Source organism: Streptomyces sp. 1114.5, from assembly GCF_003635085.1.
Classification (GTDB): domain Bacteria; phylum Actinomycetota; class Actinomycetes; order Streptomycetales; family Streptomycetaceae; genus Kitasatospora.
On sequence record NZ_RBXE01000003.1, the window covers coordinates 493,524 to 509,544 of the forward strand.

Annotated in this window: 16 protein-coding genes; 9 read left to right on the forward strand and 7 right to left on the reverse strand. The window is 71.8% G+C overall.

The window, feature by feature from the left end; genetic code table 11:
* Positions 1-18: 18 nt before the first annotated feature.
* Complete coding sequence (locus tag BX285_RS33690; RefSeq protein ID WP_121179378.1) at positions 19-3,087, reverse strand: hypothetical protein; 3,069 nt, start codon at positions 3,085-3,087, stop codon at positions 19-21.
* A gap of 193 nt (positions 3,088-3,280) precedes the next feature.
* Positions 3,281-4,030: a flavodoxin family protein gene (locus BX285_RS33695; RefSeq protein WP_121179379.1), complete on the reverse strand. Its 750-nt coding sequence runs from the start codon at positions 4,028-4,030 to the stop codon at positions 3,281-3,283.
* 133 nt (positions 4,031-4,163) lie between these two features.
* Here BX285_RS33695 and BX285_RS33700 point away from each other — a divergent pair, with 133 nt between their 5' ends.
* The 8 genes from BX285_RS33700 to BX285_RS33735 all read left to right on the forward strand — a co-directional run bounded on the left by BX285_RS33700 (position 4,164) and on the right by BX285_RS33735 (position 10,342).
* Positions 4,164-5,069, forward strand: coding sequence for a LysR family transcriptional regulator (locus BX285_RS33700; RefSeq protein ID WP_097241119.1), 906 nt, complete (start codon positions 4,164-4,166; stop codon positions 5,067-5,069).
* Between the two features lie 224 nt (positions 5,070-5,293).
* On the forward strand, positions 5,294-6,274 hold the full coding sequence (locus BX285_RS33705; protein ID WP_097241193.1) for an LD-carboxypeptidase: 981 nt from the start codon (positions 5,294-5,296) through the stop codon (positions 6,272-6,274).
* Positions 6,275-6,368: 94 nt separating this feature from the next.
* The gene (locus BX285_RS33710) at positions 6,369-6,770 is read left to right on the forward strand and encodes a hypothetical protein (RefSeq protein WP_147465281.1); all 402 of its coding nucleotides are present in this window, start codon (positions 6,369-6,371) and stop codon (positions 6,768-6,770) included.
* 302 nt (positions 6,771-7,072) lie between these two features.
* Positions 7,073-7,489: a hypothetical protein gene (locus tag BX285_RS33715; protein ID WP_121179381.1), complete on the forward strand. Its 417-nt coding sequence runs from the start codon at positions 7,073-7,075 to the stop codon at positions 7,487-7,489.
* A gap of 149 nt (positions 7,490-7,638) precedes the next feature.
* Positions 7,639-8,682 carry a S8 family serine peptidase gene (locus BX285_RS33720; protein WP_220784015.1) on the forward strand — a complete coding sequence of 348 codons (1,044 nt, stop codon included), beginning with the start codon at positions 7,639-7,641 and terminating at the stop codon, positions 8,680-8,682.
* Entirely contained in the window at positions 8,679-8,918 is a 240-nt protein-coding gene (locus BX285_RS33725; RefSeq protein WP_143685931.1) for a hypothetical protein, read from the forward strand. The genes BX285_RS33720 and BX285_RS33725 overlap by 4 nt, the downstream gene beginning before the upstream one ends.
* Before the next feature lie 196 nt (positions 8,919-9,114).
* Positions 9,115-9,960, forward strand: coding sequence for a hypothetical protein (locus BX285_RS33730; RefSeq protein WP_183107324.1), 846 nt, complete (start codon positions 9,115-9,117; stop codon positions 9,958-9,960).
* Between the two features lie 79 nt (positions 9,961-10,039).
* Positions 10,040-10,342 (forward strand): hypothetical protein, encoded by a 303-nt coding sequence (locus tag BX285_RS33735; RefSeq protein ID WP_097241098.1) that lies wholly within the window; start codon positions 10,040-10,042, stop codon positions 10,340-10,342.
* Positions 10,343-10,509: 167 nt separating this feature from the next.
* Here the strand turns inward: BX285_RS33735 and BX285_RS33740 are convergent, their stop codons facing one another.
* Together BX285_RS33740 and BX285_RS33745 are read right to left on the reverse strand one after the other, a co-directional pair.
* The gene (locus BX285_RS33740; protein ID WP_097241097.1) at positions 10,510-10,869 is read right to left on the reverse strand and encodes a hypothetical protein; all 360 of its coding nucleotides are present in this window, start codon (positions 10,867-10,869) and stop codon (positions 10,510-10,512) included.
* 50 nt (positions 10,870-10,919) lie between these two features.
* Entirely contained in the window at positions 10,920-11,783 is an 864-nt protein-coding gene (locus BX285_RS33745) for an alpha/beta fold hydrolase (RefSeq protein ID WP_121179382.1), read from the reverse strand.
* Positions 11,784-11,832: 49 nt separating this feature from the next.
* Between BX285_RS33745 and BX285_RS33750 the strand changes: the two genes are divergently transcribed.
* Entirely contained in the window at positions 11,833-12,438 is a 606-nt protein-coding gene (locus BX285_RS33750; protein WP_121179383.1) for a TetR/AcrR family transcriptional regulator, read from the forward strand.
* A 75-nt stretch (positions 12,439-12,513) separates the two neighbouring features.
* On the opposite strand, the gene BX285_RS33755 is transcribed toward BX285_RS33750, so the two are convergent.
* From BX285_RS33755 to BX285_RS33765, 3 genes are all read right to left on the reverse strand, one after another.
* Complete coding sequence (locus BX285_RS33755; RefSeq protein ID WP_259470952.1) at positions 12,514-12,858, reverse strand: hypothetical protein; 345 nt, start codon at positions 12,856-12,858, stop codon at positions 12,514-12,516.
* A gap of 492 nt (positions 12,859-13,350) precedes the next feature.
* Positions 13,351-14,514, reverse strand: a complete 1,164-nt coding sequence (locus BX285_RS33760) for a hypothetical protein (protein ID WP_097241095.1) — start codon at positions 14,512-14,514, stop codon at positions 13,351-13,353.
* A gap of 157 nt (positions 14,515-14,671) precedes the next feature.
* Positions 14,672-15,850: an esterase family protein gene (locus tag BX285_RS33765; protein WP_097241094.1), complete on the reverse strand. Its 1,179-nt coding sequence runs from the start codon at positions 15,848-15,850 to the stop codon at positions 14,672-14,674.
* Positions 15,851-16,021 lie beyond the last annotated feature (171 nt).

Genomic DNA, 16,021 nt, shown 5'->3' on the forward strand with positions numbered 1-16,021 from the left:
ATCCGAACAGGAGGCCCGTCAGCCCCAGTTGCCCACCAGCGGGACGTCGCCCGGGTTGCCGAACTGCTTGCTGTAGATCACCAGGTCGGAGTTCTCGGCGGCCCCGTAGAAGGTCTGGTCACCGGGCCGGTAGACGCCGATGGTCTCCTTGCCGGTGCCGTCCCAGTCGCCCTTGACGGGAACGTCGCCGGGGTTGCCGAACCTGACGCCAGGCCGCGGGTGCTCCGTCTGGTTGGAGTCGTTCAGGTAGAAGGTCTGGGTCTGCGGGTCGTAGACGGCGACGGTGGTGGTGCCGTTGCCGTCCCAGTCGCCGACCAGCGGCTTCCAGCCCGCGTTGCCCAGCTTGATCCGGTACTTGACGGTGACGTTGTCGTCGGACAGGTAGAAGACCTGCTCGCCGGGCCGGTAGACGCCGACCGCGGTCCGTCCCTGCCCGCTCCAGTCGCCGACCAGCGGGACGTCACCGGGGATCCCGAAGGGGAAGGTGGCGGCCACGGTGGCGTTGTCGTTCGACAGCTGGAAGGTCGCCGTGTCGGGGTGGTAGACGCCGACGGTGTCGGTGCCCGGCCCGTTCCAGTGGCCGGTCAGCGGGACGGCGTTGCCGCCGCCGCCGAACACGTTCTGGCCGGTGTACCAGCCGTTGTGGGCGGCCTCGCCGAAGCTGCCGTCGGACGGCCGGTAGACGCCCACCGAGGCGGGCACCGGCGTGGGCGTGGCGTTGACCACGGCTGCGCCGATCCGCTTCTGCGCCGCGGCGGTCAGCGGCACCTTGGCCGGCTGGTCCGGGCCCAGCCAGCGGAAGTTCTGCAGGTAGACGACGCGCGGGTCCTGCGCGGCGATCCCGCGGTACTCGGCGTTGAACGCCGCGACGTCGGTGTCGGTCCGGTCGGGGAAGCAGTTGTCGGCGATGCCGGTCTGGTTGGTGGACTCCGGGAAGAGCATCAGGTGCTGGTCCGGCGAGGAGAGGAAGGTCTTCAGGTGGTCCAGCCGCCACTGCACCTCGTGCCGGCCCTTGCAGTAGTAGTCGAAGCCGACGATGTCGACGGTGGACGGGATCGGCGCGGTCTGCTCGGCGTTCCAGCGGTCGAGGCTCATGATCAGCAGCTTGTCCGGGAACGCGGCCCTGATCTGCTGGGCCTGCGTCATGACCTGGTCGGCGCTCAGACCGTGCGAGTAGGCCTCGTCCGTCATGTCGACGGCGCCGATCTTGTCGATGTTCGAACCGATGCGCTGCACCAGGTCGAGCAGGTTCTGCGCGGCGTTCGGGTTCGGGTTGACCTGCCAGTCATTGGGCGAGCGCGGGACCACCGTCTCCTGGTTGAGGTCGATCACGCAGGAGCCCGGCAGGCACTGGTCCAGGAACTCCAGACGGCGGTCCTGGTCGCGCAGGTAGTTGTTGAAGTTGGTCCACTGCGCCACCTCCGGCGCGTGGTTGGCGCCGTAGTTCGGCGAGTTCGGATCCCGGATGTCGAAGAACCCGTAGTAGCCGAGCCCGCCCAGCATGGTGACCCGCAGGTCGTCCACCGTGGTGACCTGGCCGGCCGCCGAGTGGTGGGCGCCGAGCGAGACGTAGCCGTCGCGGGGCAGCTGGGCGGCGGTGCGGCCGGAGAAGACCGTCGCGCCGTCGACCTTCACGGTCGCCTGCTGCCGGTCGCCGGTGGCCAGGGTGAGCGACACCTCGTAGGAGCCGGCCGGCCGGGCGGCGGTCGGGACGGCATTCGGCGGGACGGCGGCCAGTGCGGTCGGGGTGCCGCCCTGGAAGAGTGTCAGCCCGCCGTCGGCCTGGACGCGCAGGCCGATCGCGACGTCCTCGGCGTCCACGGCACCCGTGCCGCCCGAGGCGTTGCTGACGGCGAGCGAGGCCCAGTCCTGGCCGGCGGCGCTGTCGGCGCTCGGGGTGCTGCCGACGACCGGTGTCAGGACGGCGTGCACCGTGTAGGCGCCGGTCGGGACGTCCGAGGTGGCCGGCCTGTTCAGCCGGACGGCCGAGGTGCCCTTCGGGAACGAGAGCACGTTCGGGTGGGCCGGGCTGTTGACCTGCACCGAGCCCGCCGGCGGGTCGACGGCCAGGCCCTTGACACCCGAGACGGCGCTGTAGTTCGCCGAGACCAGGCTCGGCTGGCGGGCGCTGAGGTCCCGGTTGAGGCCGAAGTCGGCAGTGGCGTTGGGCGCGCCGTCGAAGGTGTCGACGAACGGCTTGGCGCTGCGGGTGGCCGTGGTGTCGATCCGGCTGACGTCCAGGCCGTGACCGGCGCCGTCGCCGAAGGTGGTGACGCGGTCCCCGCTGGAGAGGTAGGCGCCGAGGTAGAGGAACTCGCTGCCCGGCCAGCGGGTCACCCCGGCCGGCGCGGAGACGGTGAACGGGGTGCCGTTGACCGTCAGGGTGACGGCGCGGTCGGCGCCGGTGGAGACGGCCAGCGAGACGGCGTACTGCGCCGTGGGCGCCACCGTGCCGGTCCAGAAGGGAGTCTCGCCGCTGCCGCCGTGGAACAGGGCGAGCTTGCCGCCCGAGGTGACGGTCAGGCCGAGGTCGACGTCGCTGCCGGTGACGTAACCGTTGCTGCGGTGGCTGCGGCTCAGCACGATCGAGCCCCAGTCACTGCCGCCGGTGTCCCCGACGACCGGGTCGATGACCGTCGAGACGGTGTAGTGGCCGCTGTCGTCCGCGACGGCCGGCGCGCCGAGCATCACCGCGGAGACGCCTTTGGCGAACAGCAGCTTGTTGGGGTGATCCGGGTGGCTGGTCTGGACGAACCACTGGTCGGGCGCCACCGAGGTGTCCCAGCGGCCGGAGACCCGGGTGTAGGAGATCCCGTGCTGACCGGCGGGCGGCGACTGCCGGGCGTCGAGCCCGACGTTCAGCCCGTACAGCGGGTCGGTGTCCAGAGCCGGGTCCAGCCGGAAGGTGTCCGAGAAGGCGCGCGTGGCATCGAGGTCCACCGGCGCCGGCCCGGACCCGTCCCCGGTTGTAACGTCGGACGGCGCGGCGGCCGCCGTCACGGGCGCGAGGCCCGCCGGCAGCAGCGCCAGCGCGAGCGCCGAGGCGCCGGCCAGCAGCCCGCGGCCCAGGCGTTGAGTGGGTATCACCGAGAGTTCGTCTCCCGCTCGTCGGATCGGCGACGCGGTCCCGCGCCGCCGAAGGGAGAGCGGACACAGCGGTGTCGTACCAGCCCAGCGACCTGTCCCCCCAGCGCTGGATCATAGAGGGTGGATACGAACGGCCTCGTCGACGCCCGGCCGCCGCAGCTCCTTCTGCCTGGTCAAGCCTGGTCAGGCCTGGTCAGGCCCCGGCCGCCTCCGTTCCGGCCGCCTCCATTCCGGCCGACCGCAGGGAGGCCGACAGGGCCCGGGCCTCGTGCTCCGTCATCCGATCGGTCTCGTACGGCACGGCGTTGACCCAGCGCTGCGTCAGCCGGGCGATCCGCTCGCCGTAGCGCCGCGCGGTGATCAGGTCACCGCGCGACCCGGCCTGCTCCGGGCCCTGGTCGGCGTGGCTCTGGCTCATCAGGCCCAGCCACGAGCCCAGCCGGTTCACGTCGTCGCGCGAGCCACCGCTCCAGTTGTTGCCCGGCATGTCCCCCACGCCGATCCACTGCATCCCCAACTGCGCTGCGAAAACCGCCAGTTGCTCCAGCACCGCCAGCTTGTCGCCACTCTGCGAGGCGGACATGGTGAACCCGCCGGCCAGCTTGTCCTTCCACGCCTGCGTGACGAACGGCGTGAACGCCGCCTCCATGAACGCCTTGAACACCGCCGACACACTGCCCATCAGCGTCGGACACCCCAGCACGATCGCATCGGAGCGCTCCAGCAGCGCCAACACCTCCGCATCGTGCCAACGCCCCGCGACCACATCCTCGGCCCGCACCTCCACCAGGTGCACCCGGGCCCCCGGCACCAGCCGCGCCCCCTCGGCTAGGTGCTCGGCCAACACCCGGGTGTGTCCGTGCACCGAGTGGTAGACCACCGCCACCGTGACCGCCGGCGCCTCCTCATTGTCCACGCCGACGCCAACATCCTTGACTGCCATGCCTGTTCACTACTTCCATTGCTCGGGAACTCGCTGCTGCCCACCCATCACACCCCACGCACCCCACCGCATCAACGCCGAACTCCGACCCGCAGCGATCGGCCCCACCGATCGATCGCGCTAACCTGTTCCGGTGGACCGGATCGAGCTGGAAGCATTCGTCGTCGTCGCCGAGGAACTGCACTTCGGCCGGGCCGCCGCGCGGCTGCACCGGGGGCAGCCCACCGTCAGCGACGCCGTCAGGCGGCTCGAGAACGCCCTGGGCGGGCGGCTGTTCCACCGCACCAGCCGCCGGGTGGAACTGACCGAGCTCGGCGAGGCGCTGCTGCCCGACGCCCACGCCGCCCTCGCCCAGCTGCGCCGGTTCCAGCAGCGCGGACGCGCGCTCGCCGCCGGCGGCCGGGCGGCCACCACCCTGGTCGTCGCCCACGCCGAATACACCGGCCACCAGCTGCTGTTGCGCTGCCTGCCGCAACTGCGCGAGCGCTTCCCCGACGTGGCGATCGTGCCCGAGACCATGCCGACCACCGCCCAACTCACCGCCCTGCGCGCGGAGTCGATCGGGCTGGGCATCGGCTGGGCGACCGACGGCATCACCGGCGTCCGCGCGACCGTCCTGTCCACCGAGCGGTTCATGGCGCTCGTCCCGGACGCCCACCCCCTCGCCGGCCGCAGCGAGCTGAGCGCCGCCGAACTCTCCACCACCGGCCTGCTCACCTGGCCCCACCAGATCAACAGCGGCCTCTGCGACCGCCTCCTGTCCGCCTTCCACATCGGCGGGGCCGACCTGCGCATCATCAGGACCGCCGACAGTGTGCACGACATCGCTGCCCACGTCGCCGCCGGTACGGGCATCGGCATCACCGTCGAATCCGCCCTCGACCACCGGCCCTCCGGACTGCGCGTCATCCCCCTCACCGGCCCCTCGACCACCGCCGACCAGGTCGTCCTCACCCCCGCCGAACCGTCGGAGGCCGCCACCGCCCTACGCGACCTGCTCCTGCAGGCCGCGGGTCAGACGGCCGCCGCGAGGCGCTGAGCGGGTGGTGTTCCGCGGGCTGGGCTCATGCCCGCCGAGCACGCCTGCGCGAAGGGTCCGCATCGGGGCGGGCCGCCGGCCGGCGAAAGTCGGGTGACCCTGCCGAGGGCATCGGCGACACTGACGCCATGACTGGTTCTGCACGGCCACGACTGCCGCAACTGCCCAGACTGCCCCAACAGCCCCAACAGCCCCAACAGCCCCAACAGCCCCAACAGTCTCGACTGCCTCAACTGCTTCGACCGCGTGCCCTGGTGCCCGGGGATCTCGTCGTCATCGCCTCGCTCTCCGGTCCGTTGGAGGCCGCTCACGAGCCCAACGTCGAGCAGACGGTGGCCGTGTTCGAACGGATGGGGTTCCGGGTGCGCCGGGCGCCGCTGCTCGAAGCAGGACGCCGCCAGTGGTGGAGCGCGGCCACGCCGGCGGAGATCGCCGGGGAGCTCAACGGTCTGCTGCGTGATCCCGAGGTGCGCGCGATCGTCGCGAGTGACGGCGGACAGACGGCGCTCGGCTATCTGGACCTGATCGACGTCGAGGCGATCAGGGCCGACCCCAAGCCGATCCTCGGCTACAGCGACATCTCGCTGCTGCACCTGGTGCTCCATGCGCGCACGGGTTTGGTCGGGTTCCATGCCGACATGGCCGTCCCGGGCTTCGGCGGGCACTGGCAGTCCGCGCCCGTGGCGCGCCGAGCGGAACTCGTCGAGCTCTACGCCAGGTTGCTGACCGGGACCGAGGCGATCGGTGCGCTGCCTGCGAGCCCGACGTGGGAGTGCTGGCGTCCTGGCCGTGTCGAGGGCCCGCTGATCGGCGGGGTGATCAATCGCATCGTGCTGGCGCAGGCGACGCGTTTCGCGCTGCCGCTCGAACGGTTCGACGGTGCGGTGCTGTTCTGGGAGGAGATGGGCGGGCTGGCCTCGTACGTGTGGAGCTACCTGCAGGTGCTGCGGCACAGCGGCATCCTCGATCGGATCTCCGGCATGGTCGTGGGTGTGCCGCGCGGGATCGGCGGACTGGAGCCCGGCGCCTCCCCCACTCTGCCCGAGCTCGTCCTCGACGTCCTCGGCGACCGTGACATCCCGGTCCTGGGCAACGTCGACTTCGGGCACGCCGGCCCGAACCTGCCGATGCCGGTCGGCATCCGTGCCGGCCTCGATGCGCAGCAACGGACCTTGTCGCTGCTCGAACCGGCGGTACGGCCCTGACGGCGGCCCCGACGGCTCCGACCCGTGCAGGAGGGGCCGTGAGCACGCCGGCGGCGCGGCGGTCCTCTTGCGATCGCGGAGAAGGGTGAAGTCGTTGCGGCTCACGAAGCCGGTCACAGCAGCGGTATCGGCGGCGATCTTCGGTGCTCTCGCACTGGGCGGCCTGGCCCGGCCCGCCCAGGCCGCTGTCCGCGTCCCGTCCGCTCCGTCTGTCCCGTCCGCTCCGGATGCTGTCGTCGAGCCCAGCCCGGCGGCCGGGAGCGTGCCGTGCTGGACTTCCTTCAAGCCGTCGAATCCCCACGGCGCACCGCTGGACCAGTACGACAACAACTGTGCCAACCACGGGGACTGGGTATGCCCGCGGTGGTACGACGGCAGCGGCGGGTACCAGGACTGGGTGGGCGCGTCCAGGGTCTGGGCGCCTGCCTACTACACCGTGACGTGGCACTACAACTCCACTTACACGTACGGCTGGTACACGACGATCTTCTGCTGAGTCCCTGCCGCCAGGAGCGCCTTCCGGCGCCGGGAGGTGCCCGTTCCGCCCGCGCGCACCGAGGCCCGGCCCCACCCCGCTCCGACCGGGGTGGGGCCCGAGCGACGACACCGCCGGGAACGACGTTGACCGGCCGTTCCCCTGACACTTCGCCGCTCGACGTGGCGCTGCCACCGGCCTCCCGCTACGGTCGCCAACTGCGGTGGCGGGGAAGCTCGTTACCGGACTTCGAGCGGGAGGCAGAGGCAATGGGCAGGTTGGGCAGGTTGGGTGGACTGGGTAGGTTCAGGAAGGCTGCGGCTGTGGCGGCACTGTCGGCTGCGCTGGCCGGGGGGATGGTGACAGCCGGCGCAGCGCCCGCGTCGGCGAGCGGCTTCAACTGGGACGACCAGTTCGGTCCGACCGGCAGCGGGTGCTACTTCTGGACGACGTGGAGCGCCAACATGGTGACGCCCCACGGCTACCAGCAGACGGGCGACGCCCCGTCGAATTGGTGCATGCTGTCGGTGAGTCACATCGGGTACAACGCCGACGGGACCATCGGCTACAGCAACACCCGGGGGCCGGGCACCACCACCGGGCCCGGCAGCGAGATGGACGGCCCGAGCTGGTACTACGGCCCCTGGGGCAATGGCGGTTACATGTGCGTCATCATCGGGGTCCGGGACTACCGGCTCGACGTCGGCAGCAGGGGCCCCAGCGTGGTGTACTGCCCGTGACGTACTGCCCGTGACGTACTGCCCGTGACCTACTGCGCGTGACGTCCTGCCCGTGAGCCGAGGTCCGTGGTCGCGGTTCGTAGCGGGCGCGGTCCGCGGTGGTGCCGGCCGGACATGACGGTCGGGGCGGGCGGTCTTACCGTGGATCCATGGGCACGATCCGTGCGGGAGCCATCCCCGGCGGTGCCCGGCAGCGCCGGTTCGTCGACGCGGTCGAGACATCCGAGGCAGTCGAGACGGCGGCCGGACCGCGAGTCCTGGACGTGGCGCCGCTGGACCTGGTCGCCCTCGGCGGCCTGATGGCGCGCACCCGTGGACGGCCGGAGACGGTCGTGGGGCTCGTGGACGGCCCGGTCGCCGTCGGGCACCCCGGGCTGCGGACCGCGCGCCTGCGTGAACTGCCCGGCGACGTACCGACGCGGTGCGCCGAGCCGGGCAGCGAGCAGTGCCGGCACGGCACCTTCGTCGCCGGGATCCTGACCGGGCGGCGGGGTACGGGCGCTCCGGCGATCTGCCCCGACTGCACGGTGCTGCTGAGGTCGGTGTTCGCGGAGGGGGCGGGGTCGGCCGAGGGCGCGGGGCAGGCCGGCCTCCCGTTACGGAGCGGCCTCCCGCTGCCGACGGGCCCCGAACAGCTTGCCGCGGCCATCGTCGACACCGTCGACGCCGGTGCCAGGGTCGTCAACGTCAGTGCGGACCTGAGCTGGTCGGCGGTGCGCGAGGGCCGGTCCCTGACCGAGGCCCTGGACCACGCGGCGCGACGCGGCGTGATCGTCGTCGTCGCCGCGGGCAACCAGGGGGTGGTCGGCGGCTCGGTCCTCACCCGGCATCCGGCGGTGATCCCGGTCGCGGCCTGTGACCGCCGCGGCCGCCCGGCGCCGTACTCCAACCTGGCCGGGTCGATCGCGAGGGCGGGCCTGAGCGCACCCGGCGAGGGGATCACCAGCCTGGCCACGGCCGCCCGCCAGCCGCCGATCCGCGGCACCAGCGTCGCCGCACCCCTGGTGACCGGGGCCATCGCCCTGCTGTACTCCGAGTTCCCGCACGCCGGCGCGGCCGAGATCCGCCGGGCGCTGTGCGGCACCACCCACCCGCGCCGGGCGCTCTGGCCCGACCTGCTGGACGCCGCGCGGGCCCGGGAGCGGCTGGCCCGGTGGACCGGCGGCACACGGACGGCAAGGAGGACGGGATGAGGGACAGGACGGCCGGCGACAGGCTCCACGGCGGCTCCGGACCGCCGACCGGCGAACCGGCACGGCCGCGACCACGGGTGCGGCTGCCCGGCTTCGTCAACGAGGAGGACATCGGCCTGGGCGACGTGATCAAGCGCGCGACCGGGGCCGTGGGCATCCGCCCCTGCGGTTGCTGCGGCCGGCGCGCCGAACGGCTCAACCGGTGGGTGGGCTTCCGTGGCCGGTCGTCGCGGTGAGTTGCCCCCGACGGGATGACAGCAGTGGCGGCGGGCAGGAGAAGGGAGCGGAGCAGTGGAGGAGTCCAACACCGAGCGCACGGACGCGGGCCTCACCGTGGAATCCACTGGGCCTGTGGGGCCCGTGGAGCCTGTGGAACTCGCTGAACCCGGCGGGCCGGTCGGGCCGGTCGGGCCGTTGGGTCAGACGGTCCAGATGTCCGCCGAGGACCTGTCTCCGGCCGGCGGCTGCGGGTGCGGCTGTGGCCACGGCGACGGCTCGGCCCGGGCGCAACCCGCGTACCTCTACGCCGTGGGCCGCGTCGAGCCGCGCTTCCCGACCCTCGGGGTGGAGAAGGAGTTCGCCCAGGTCCTCGGCCGCGCGGACGTCGCGGGGCTGACCGACCGGGAAGCGCTCCAGGCTGTGCTCTCCGAACAGGAAAACCGTTACCTGGCACGGCAGTTGTGCTGGATCCTGACCATCGAGGGCCTGGAGACCTACCTCCTGCGGCCCCGCGATCCGGCGGACCTGTCACTGCTGGTCGAAGCCGTGCGGCCGCGATCCGACGGCGGCGACGTGGACGTGGTGATCGGTACGGTCGGCCCGATCGCCCCGCCCGAGGTCTGCAACGGGCTGATGGTGCCGACGGCGGTGGTCGACCAGATCTACTCCTTCGACCGTGACACGCTGCTCGCCAGCCTCCCCGTACCGAAGGGAGCCGACGCCGACCGGTTCCGCTCCGCGGCGGCCGAGGTGTTCGACCGGGTCGTCCAACTCTCGGACAACGCCGGTGCGACGGACGAGCACCGGGCGCTGAACTACCTGGCCGTCCGCTACCCGGCAATCTACGCGAGGGCGGCGGAGGCCTTCGACCGCAACCAGTCCATCACCGCCGTCGAGGTCCGCCCGTCACGGCTCGGCGGGGCCAGGACGGTCGTCGACGTGGTCTTCTCCTACACCGGCCGCGACACGGACGTCACGGAGAAGGCGTTCGCCCGGGTCGACGTGACGGAGCGGCACCCGTTCCTGGTCACCCGGCTCCAGCCCTACTACGACAGATGACACACCGGACACACGGGACACACGAAGAACAGAGGACAGAGAACAGAGGACAGAGGACACGGAGGAGGAGGCACCCGAGATGAGGACCCCAGGCTTCACCGCAGAGCAGTCCCTGGACGCCGCCGCGCCCCGCTACCGGGCGGCGGCGGCCGGTGGGGTGCGCGAACCGGGCGGCGTGGAACCGAGCCGCGTACGGCCCGCGGGCCTGAACATCCGCTGCGGGACCCGGCGCCGGGCGGGGGCGGTCCGCAGGGACTTCGCGGAGGTGATGACGGTGACCTGCGAGCCGGGTTCGTCCTCGGTCTGCGAGGACTACTGCGCACACGCCGGCGGAGGCATGTCCAGCAACCCCGACGGCTCGACCACCTGCACGGTCATGTGACGTCCGCTCCCCGGCCTCAGGGCCGGGGATTCCCACCACGGTCGGGTGACCGTCTCGGCGGGTTATCGCTTCACCACCGGGCTGAAGCCCGGTGCACTGCGATTAGTGCCGGTAGCCGGAAGCGGCGGGCTCCGGCGGGCTCCGGAGCCCGCCGCCGCGTACGGGGGTCAGGTCTCCAGGAGTTCGCGCTTCACGTCCTCGTAGTCCGCCAGCGCCCGCGGGTCGCCGCGGTGGTAGTCGGTCCAGAACCCGGGCCGCTGCCAACGGGAGTCCGCGAGGCGGGTGCGGCCGTCGGCGATCACCAGGGTCCAGCCGGGTGGCATCCGGGTGTCCACCGTCTCGAAGTCGGCGGTGTCCCAGAGCAGTCCGGGGTCGGGCGTGCCGGGGCCGAGCACGCGGATCTGGCAATCGATGTCGTGGGCGACCAGCTCCAGCACCGGGTAGACACCGCCCACCCGGATCCCGTCGTACTCCGGGACCGGGAGACCGGCCGAGGGGTGGATGATCCGCAGGCATCTGACTCTCATGGCACCGTTCCCAAGAAGGCTTCCCAGGGGGTTGAACCTACCGGGTGGCACTACTGCCCGACGGTGGAGAGGATGCGGTCGACCACCAGGTCCGGTTGGTCGGTCGGCAGTGCGTGGCCGGCGCCGGGCACGATCTCCACCCGGGCCGAGGGCACGAGCCTGCCGAGGCGGTCGGCGACCTTGCGCGAGTCGTGCATGGCGCTGCGTGCCCCGAGCAGGAACAGCGCGGGGACACGCAGACGGTGCAGCTCCTCGTCGGAGAGGATCGGAGGAACCGGGAGTGCGCGGCGAAACCCCATCGATGCGCGCATCAGGTTCATGAGTTCGGTCTCCAGGATGGCGCTGTTGCCGACCAGGCGGGCCAGCGGGGGGCGGAGCGGGCGCGGCGCTGTTGCGGCGAGGGCGCCGGCGATCAGCCAGGTGTAGAACCGGGGGCCGAAGTCGGCGAAGCCGGCGGGATCCACGAGGGTGAGGGTGGCGGTGCGGCCGGGGTGGTGGATCTGGTGGTTGAGTGCCAGCCAGCCGCCGTAGGAGCAGCCGACGAGATGGGCGTCCGTCACGTCCAGTGCGGCCAGGAGTTCGTCCAGCCAGGCAGCGCCGTCCCGGCCGGTGCAGATCGGCGCGGTTTGCACGCTCGCGCCCGGCTCGCCGACCGTGTCGACGGCGATGACCGGGTGGTGCCGGGCCAGCGTGTCGATGTACCGGTGCCACATCAGTGCGTTTCCGCCCGAGCCGGGTAGCAGCACGATCGGCTCGCCGGTCTGTGGCCCGGTTCGGTAGGCGCGGGTGGTCCCGAATGTGGTCGGAAGGTCCAGCGCCGTCCGTGGCCCCGGCCACAGTTCCGCGAGAGTGCGCTCGTAGGCGGTGCGGAATCGGTCCCCGGCCTGGTGGGTCTTGAACTGGCTGATTCGCATGATACATGTGTATCACGCAATGATACGGGTGTACCAGGGAGGTGGGGCCATGAACGCACGGGTCGATCACGAGGAACGCCGACGGCAGATCGCCGAGGCGCTGCTGCGGATCGCCGACACCCAGGGGCTGCAGTCGGCCAGCATGCGGGCGGTCGCCGCCGAAGCCGGCGTCTCCCTGCGACTGGTGCAGTACTACTTCGAGACCAAGCAAGGGCTCCTGCTGGATGCGCTGGCCAGGCTCTCCGTCCAACTCCAGGCCCGCATGGAGAACTGGATCAGGGCGGCGGGCACCCCACCGACACCGCGCGGCACCGTGACCGCGATCCTGTCGTGCATCCTGCCGACCGATCCGGAGAGCCGCCGGATCACCAGGACCTATGCGGCCTACTACGCCCTGGTGCTCAACGACCCCGAGGTGTTGGAGAAGCACGGAGCGCGGCAGCCCGAGCTGCTGGAGGGCTTCCTCGCGAAGCAGATCCGCACAGCCCAGCAGGCCGGGGAGATCGACCCCGGGAAGGACCCCGAGATCGCCGCCGCCGGACTGCTGGCCATGGTCAACGGTCTGGGCTCAAGCGTGCTGGGCGGCCAGCGCACCGGCGACGCCGCGCTGGCGATCCTTGCCCGCCATCTGGACGAACTGTTCCTGACTCCGTGAGAGACGGCGAGGGGCCCTTCCGGGATCCCGCCCAAGGGGGGAGCGGCGGCGCGGCGGGAGCCCGGGGGCGTGGGGTCAGGGGGTGTAGCTGACCCAGCCCTTGGTGACGGTGGTGTTCGGCGGGCAGTACAGCATGACGTTCAGGAAGGTGGTGTGCGGGCCGTCGGTCCGGAAGGAGCCGTCCGAGCAGTTGACGTTCACCCACCACTTGGTGGTGCCCCATGCGTCGCACGAAATGCCGTAGTACCACTGTCCGTTGAGGAATCCGATGGTCGGGGTGGAGCAGTTGAGGCCCTCGACCCGGGCCGGTGATGCCGACTGCGCCTCGGCGGCGGGCGCCGCGACGACGCCGGCCGCCGCGAACCCGGCCAGCAGACAGGCGGCGATTCCGAGCCTCTTGCTCCTGGTGTTCCTGCGCACGATGGTTCCGCCCTCGTTGTCGGTGGTGACACATGCCGCTGCGACCCGCGGCCGGGACGTGCCTCGCAGACGTACTCCGGCGAATGGTAGGGAGGGATGGTGAACCTCCGCATATGACAACGGAAAAGTCGCCACGCAGCCGCACGCTGCCGCGTCCCCCGCGCCGGGCGACGCGGCGCGCCACCCGAGGCGTACCGGGCCGCCCGCGTCACGCGAACCGCAGCCGACCCGCCCGCTCATCGGCCGAAAGCCGCTCTCCTCCGGACGGCGGAGCGGCGCGCCGCCAACCTCGCCCGCACCCTGCACGCCATCGGCCGCGCAACCGAAGCCGCCGCCCTCCGCGCCCACGCCCTTGACGGCCTCACCCACCACCTGGGCCCCGACCACCCCGACACCTGGGCCGCCCGCGCCGGCCAAGCCCTCGACCGCGACCTGGAACTCCAGTCGGTGTAGGCGGTGCGGACGGGTGCTCGGATCGGTGCGGACGGGTGCTCAGATCGTGCCGGTGATGAAGACGTCGAGGGCCTGGGTGACGGTGTCGATCTGGTTCGAGAACGACCGGCTCAGGTTGTTGGTGCCGGCGAAGTGCAGGCCGATCGGATTGCGGTTCTCGTCGTCGGTCCAGACGATCGCGCCGGAGTCCCCGGGCCCGGTGAAGGGAAGGCCGAGGCTGGAGCTCCCGGTGATGGCGATGGAGCCGGAGAAGAACGCGGAGTTCCCGCCCGGGTAGCCGACCCAGTGCGAGGCGCCGACCTCCTGGACGGTGCCCGCGGTGACCTCCGTCGTCCGGCCGCTCTTGCCGACGGCCGCGCCGACCGTCGCCGCCGCGGTGGTGGAGCTGATCGCCAGCTCGAAGGTTCCGCCCGGCCCGCGGGCCAGCACGTTGGGGCTGACATTGGCCGCGTCCGCCCAGGCCGTCGCGCAGTCGACGCTGTTGATGGGGCCGCCGAAGGTCACGGGGACGAAGCGCTCCAGGACCGCGATGAGATCGTCCGGGCAGACCCCCGCGTCACCGGTGGCGGGCTGGTCGACGCAGTCGCCGAGCCGGCCCAGGTTGCTGTTGGCGAGGATGTGGTTGCAGCTGAGGATGAGCGTCCGCTGGTCCCGCGGGGGAGTCCGGCCGGTGGTCAGACAGCCCAGCGTGCCGAAGCCGAGGGCGTTGGGGTCGCTGAGCACCGAGATCCCGCCCGGCGCGGGCCGCTGCTGGAAGTCGAACAGCTGCGCCTCGATCGGGCCGGTCACCACCGGCACCACGACCACCCTCGGTGACGCGGCGGCGCCGACCCCCATGCGGTCGACGAGCACCGCCTTGACGTCCTCGGCGGATCGGGGCTGGGCCAGGTAGACGGTCAGCGTCGGCTGCCCCGGCTCCACCGCATCGGCCTGCGGCCCGAGCTGCGACAGGGTGGCCCTGCCGATGCCGATCCCCTGGATGTTGGTCAGTTCCGTGACGTCGTCCGCGGACCGGATCCCGCTGCGCTCGTCCCCCTGGCCGCTCAGCACTTCCTCGATCGCGGCCCGCGCCTCCAGCAGCTCCGGCGGGAACTCGGCGGGGTCGAAGCCGAGGTCTTCGGGCAGGTCCCGCGGGGGCGGCAGCACGACGTCCTCACCGGACCGTGCGAAGCCTTCGGGCGGCGGCTGGCTGGGCCCTGGCATGGCAATGCTCCTCACAGATGTGCACTGAAGGCGCTACGACCATGCTCCCACCCCGGCAAGTCGTCCGCCTCCCAACGGGTGAGCCGGAGCCCGGGCGACGCGCCGGGGTGCAGCGGGACGGTCAGCCGGACGGTCATCGAGGCGGCCGACGAGGCGGTCAGCGGGGCGGGATGATCCCCGTCAGCCACTTGAAGGTCGGCACGACCAGCGGCTTCCACGTCGACGTCAGGTGCGCCCCGGTGGTCTCGGCCGGCGTGACGACGGTCGGGCTCTTCGCCGCCTGCTGCAGGGCGGTGGCGTCCTCCAGCCCGTCGCCCCGCTTGCCGGTCACGTAGAGTGCGACGTTCGGCGGGGTCGGGGCGTGGGTGAGGATGTAGAGCGGGTTGGAGGTCTCGCGCAGCTTCGGGTCCTTGGCGGTCAGCGAGCTCGGTTCGCCGGCCGGGTTGTTGTAGCCGGACATGCTGATCGCGGCGCGGTACCGGTTCGGGTGGGCGAGCGCCAGGCGCAGGGCGCAGTGGGCTCCGGCCGAGTAGCCGGACAGGGCCCAGCGGTCCGGGGTGGTGTCGGCCCGGAAGTTGTCCACGATCATCTGCGGGACGTCCCGGGAGAGCCAGGTTTCGGCGTTGACCTTGCCGGGGACGTCGGCGCAGCCGGTGTCGGTGTTGCCGAGCAGGGTGACGCGCGGTGACACCAGGATGAACGGCGTCACCTGCCCGGACTTCATCAGCGGTTCGAGCTGCTTGGTCGCGTCCATGGTGTCGCCGAACCAGGCGCTGGAGGAGCCGGGGAAGCCGACGAGCAGTTCGACCACCGGGAAGGTCTTGTCCTTGTAGGCGGGGTCGTCGTACTGCGGAGGCGTCCAGACCAGCACCTCGCCGTCGACCCCGGAGAGCCGTCCCTTGAGGTCGGCCTGCTTCACCGTCCTGGGCACGGAGTCGGAGTCGGGCGCGTGGAAGGCCTGCGGCACCTTGGGCACCGGCGCCGCGGACGGCTCACCGGGCGCGGCCGTCCGGTCCCCCGCCAGCCCCTCGTCCTTCGGCGGCACGGGTACGGCCCGCACGTGGCTGGCGGTGCCCAGCAGGTCGCCCCAGCTGTCGTACAGCTGGTTCTCGTCGTTGACGACCACGAAGACCAGCGCCACGGCGGTGAACTGGCAGAGCAGCACCGTCCCCAGGTACGAGAGCGCACGCAGCGGCCTGCGCCGCTGCTCCGCCGTCCGCTCCCGCACCCGTCCGAAGTAGGCTCCGCGGCCCAGCCATTGGGCCATGGCCAGGGCGATCGAGGCCGCGAACAGCACTGTCGCGAGGACGAGCAGGGGAGTGCCAGTCAGGTTCATCGTTGTTCGACGCCGGTTTCTGTCCCGCCGGGCCCGCTTGCCCGGTCACATGGGGGACTCCGGGGAACACCCGTTCAGTTGCCTCTCCCTGGGAATTTCCTGGGAGCATCTTTTGGGCCCTGCCGACCGACCTGCCGACCGGCGGGCGCGGCTGCCTGATGCACCATTGGG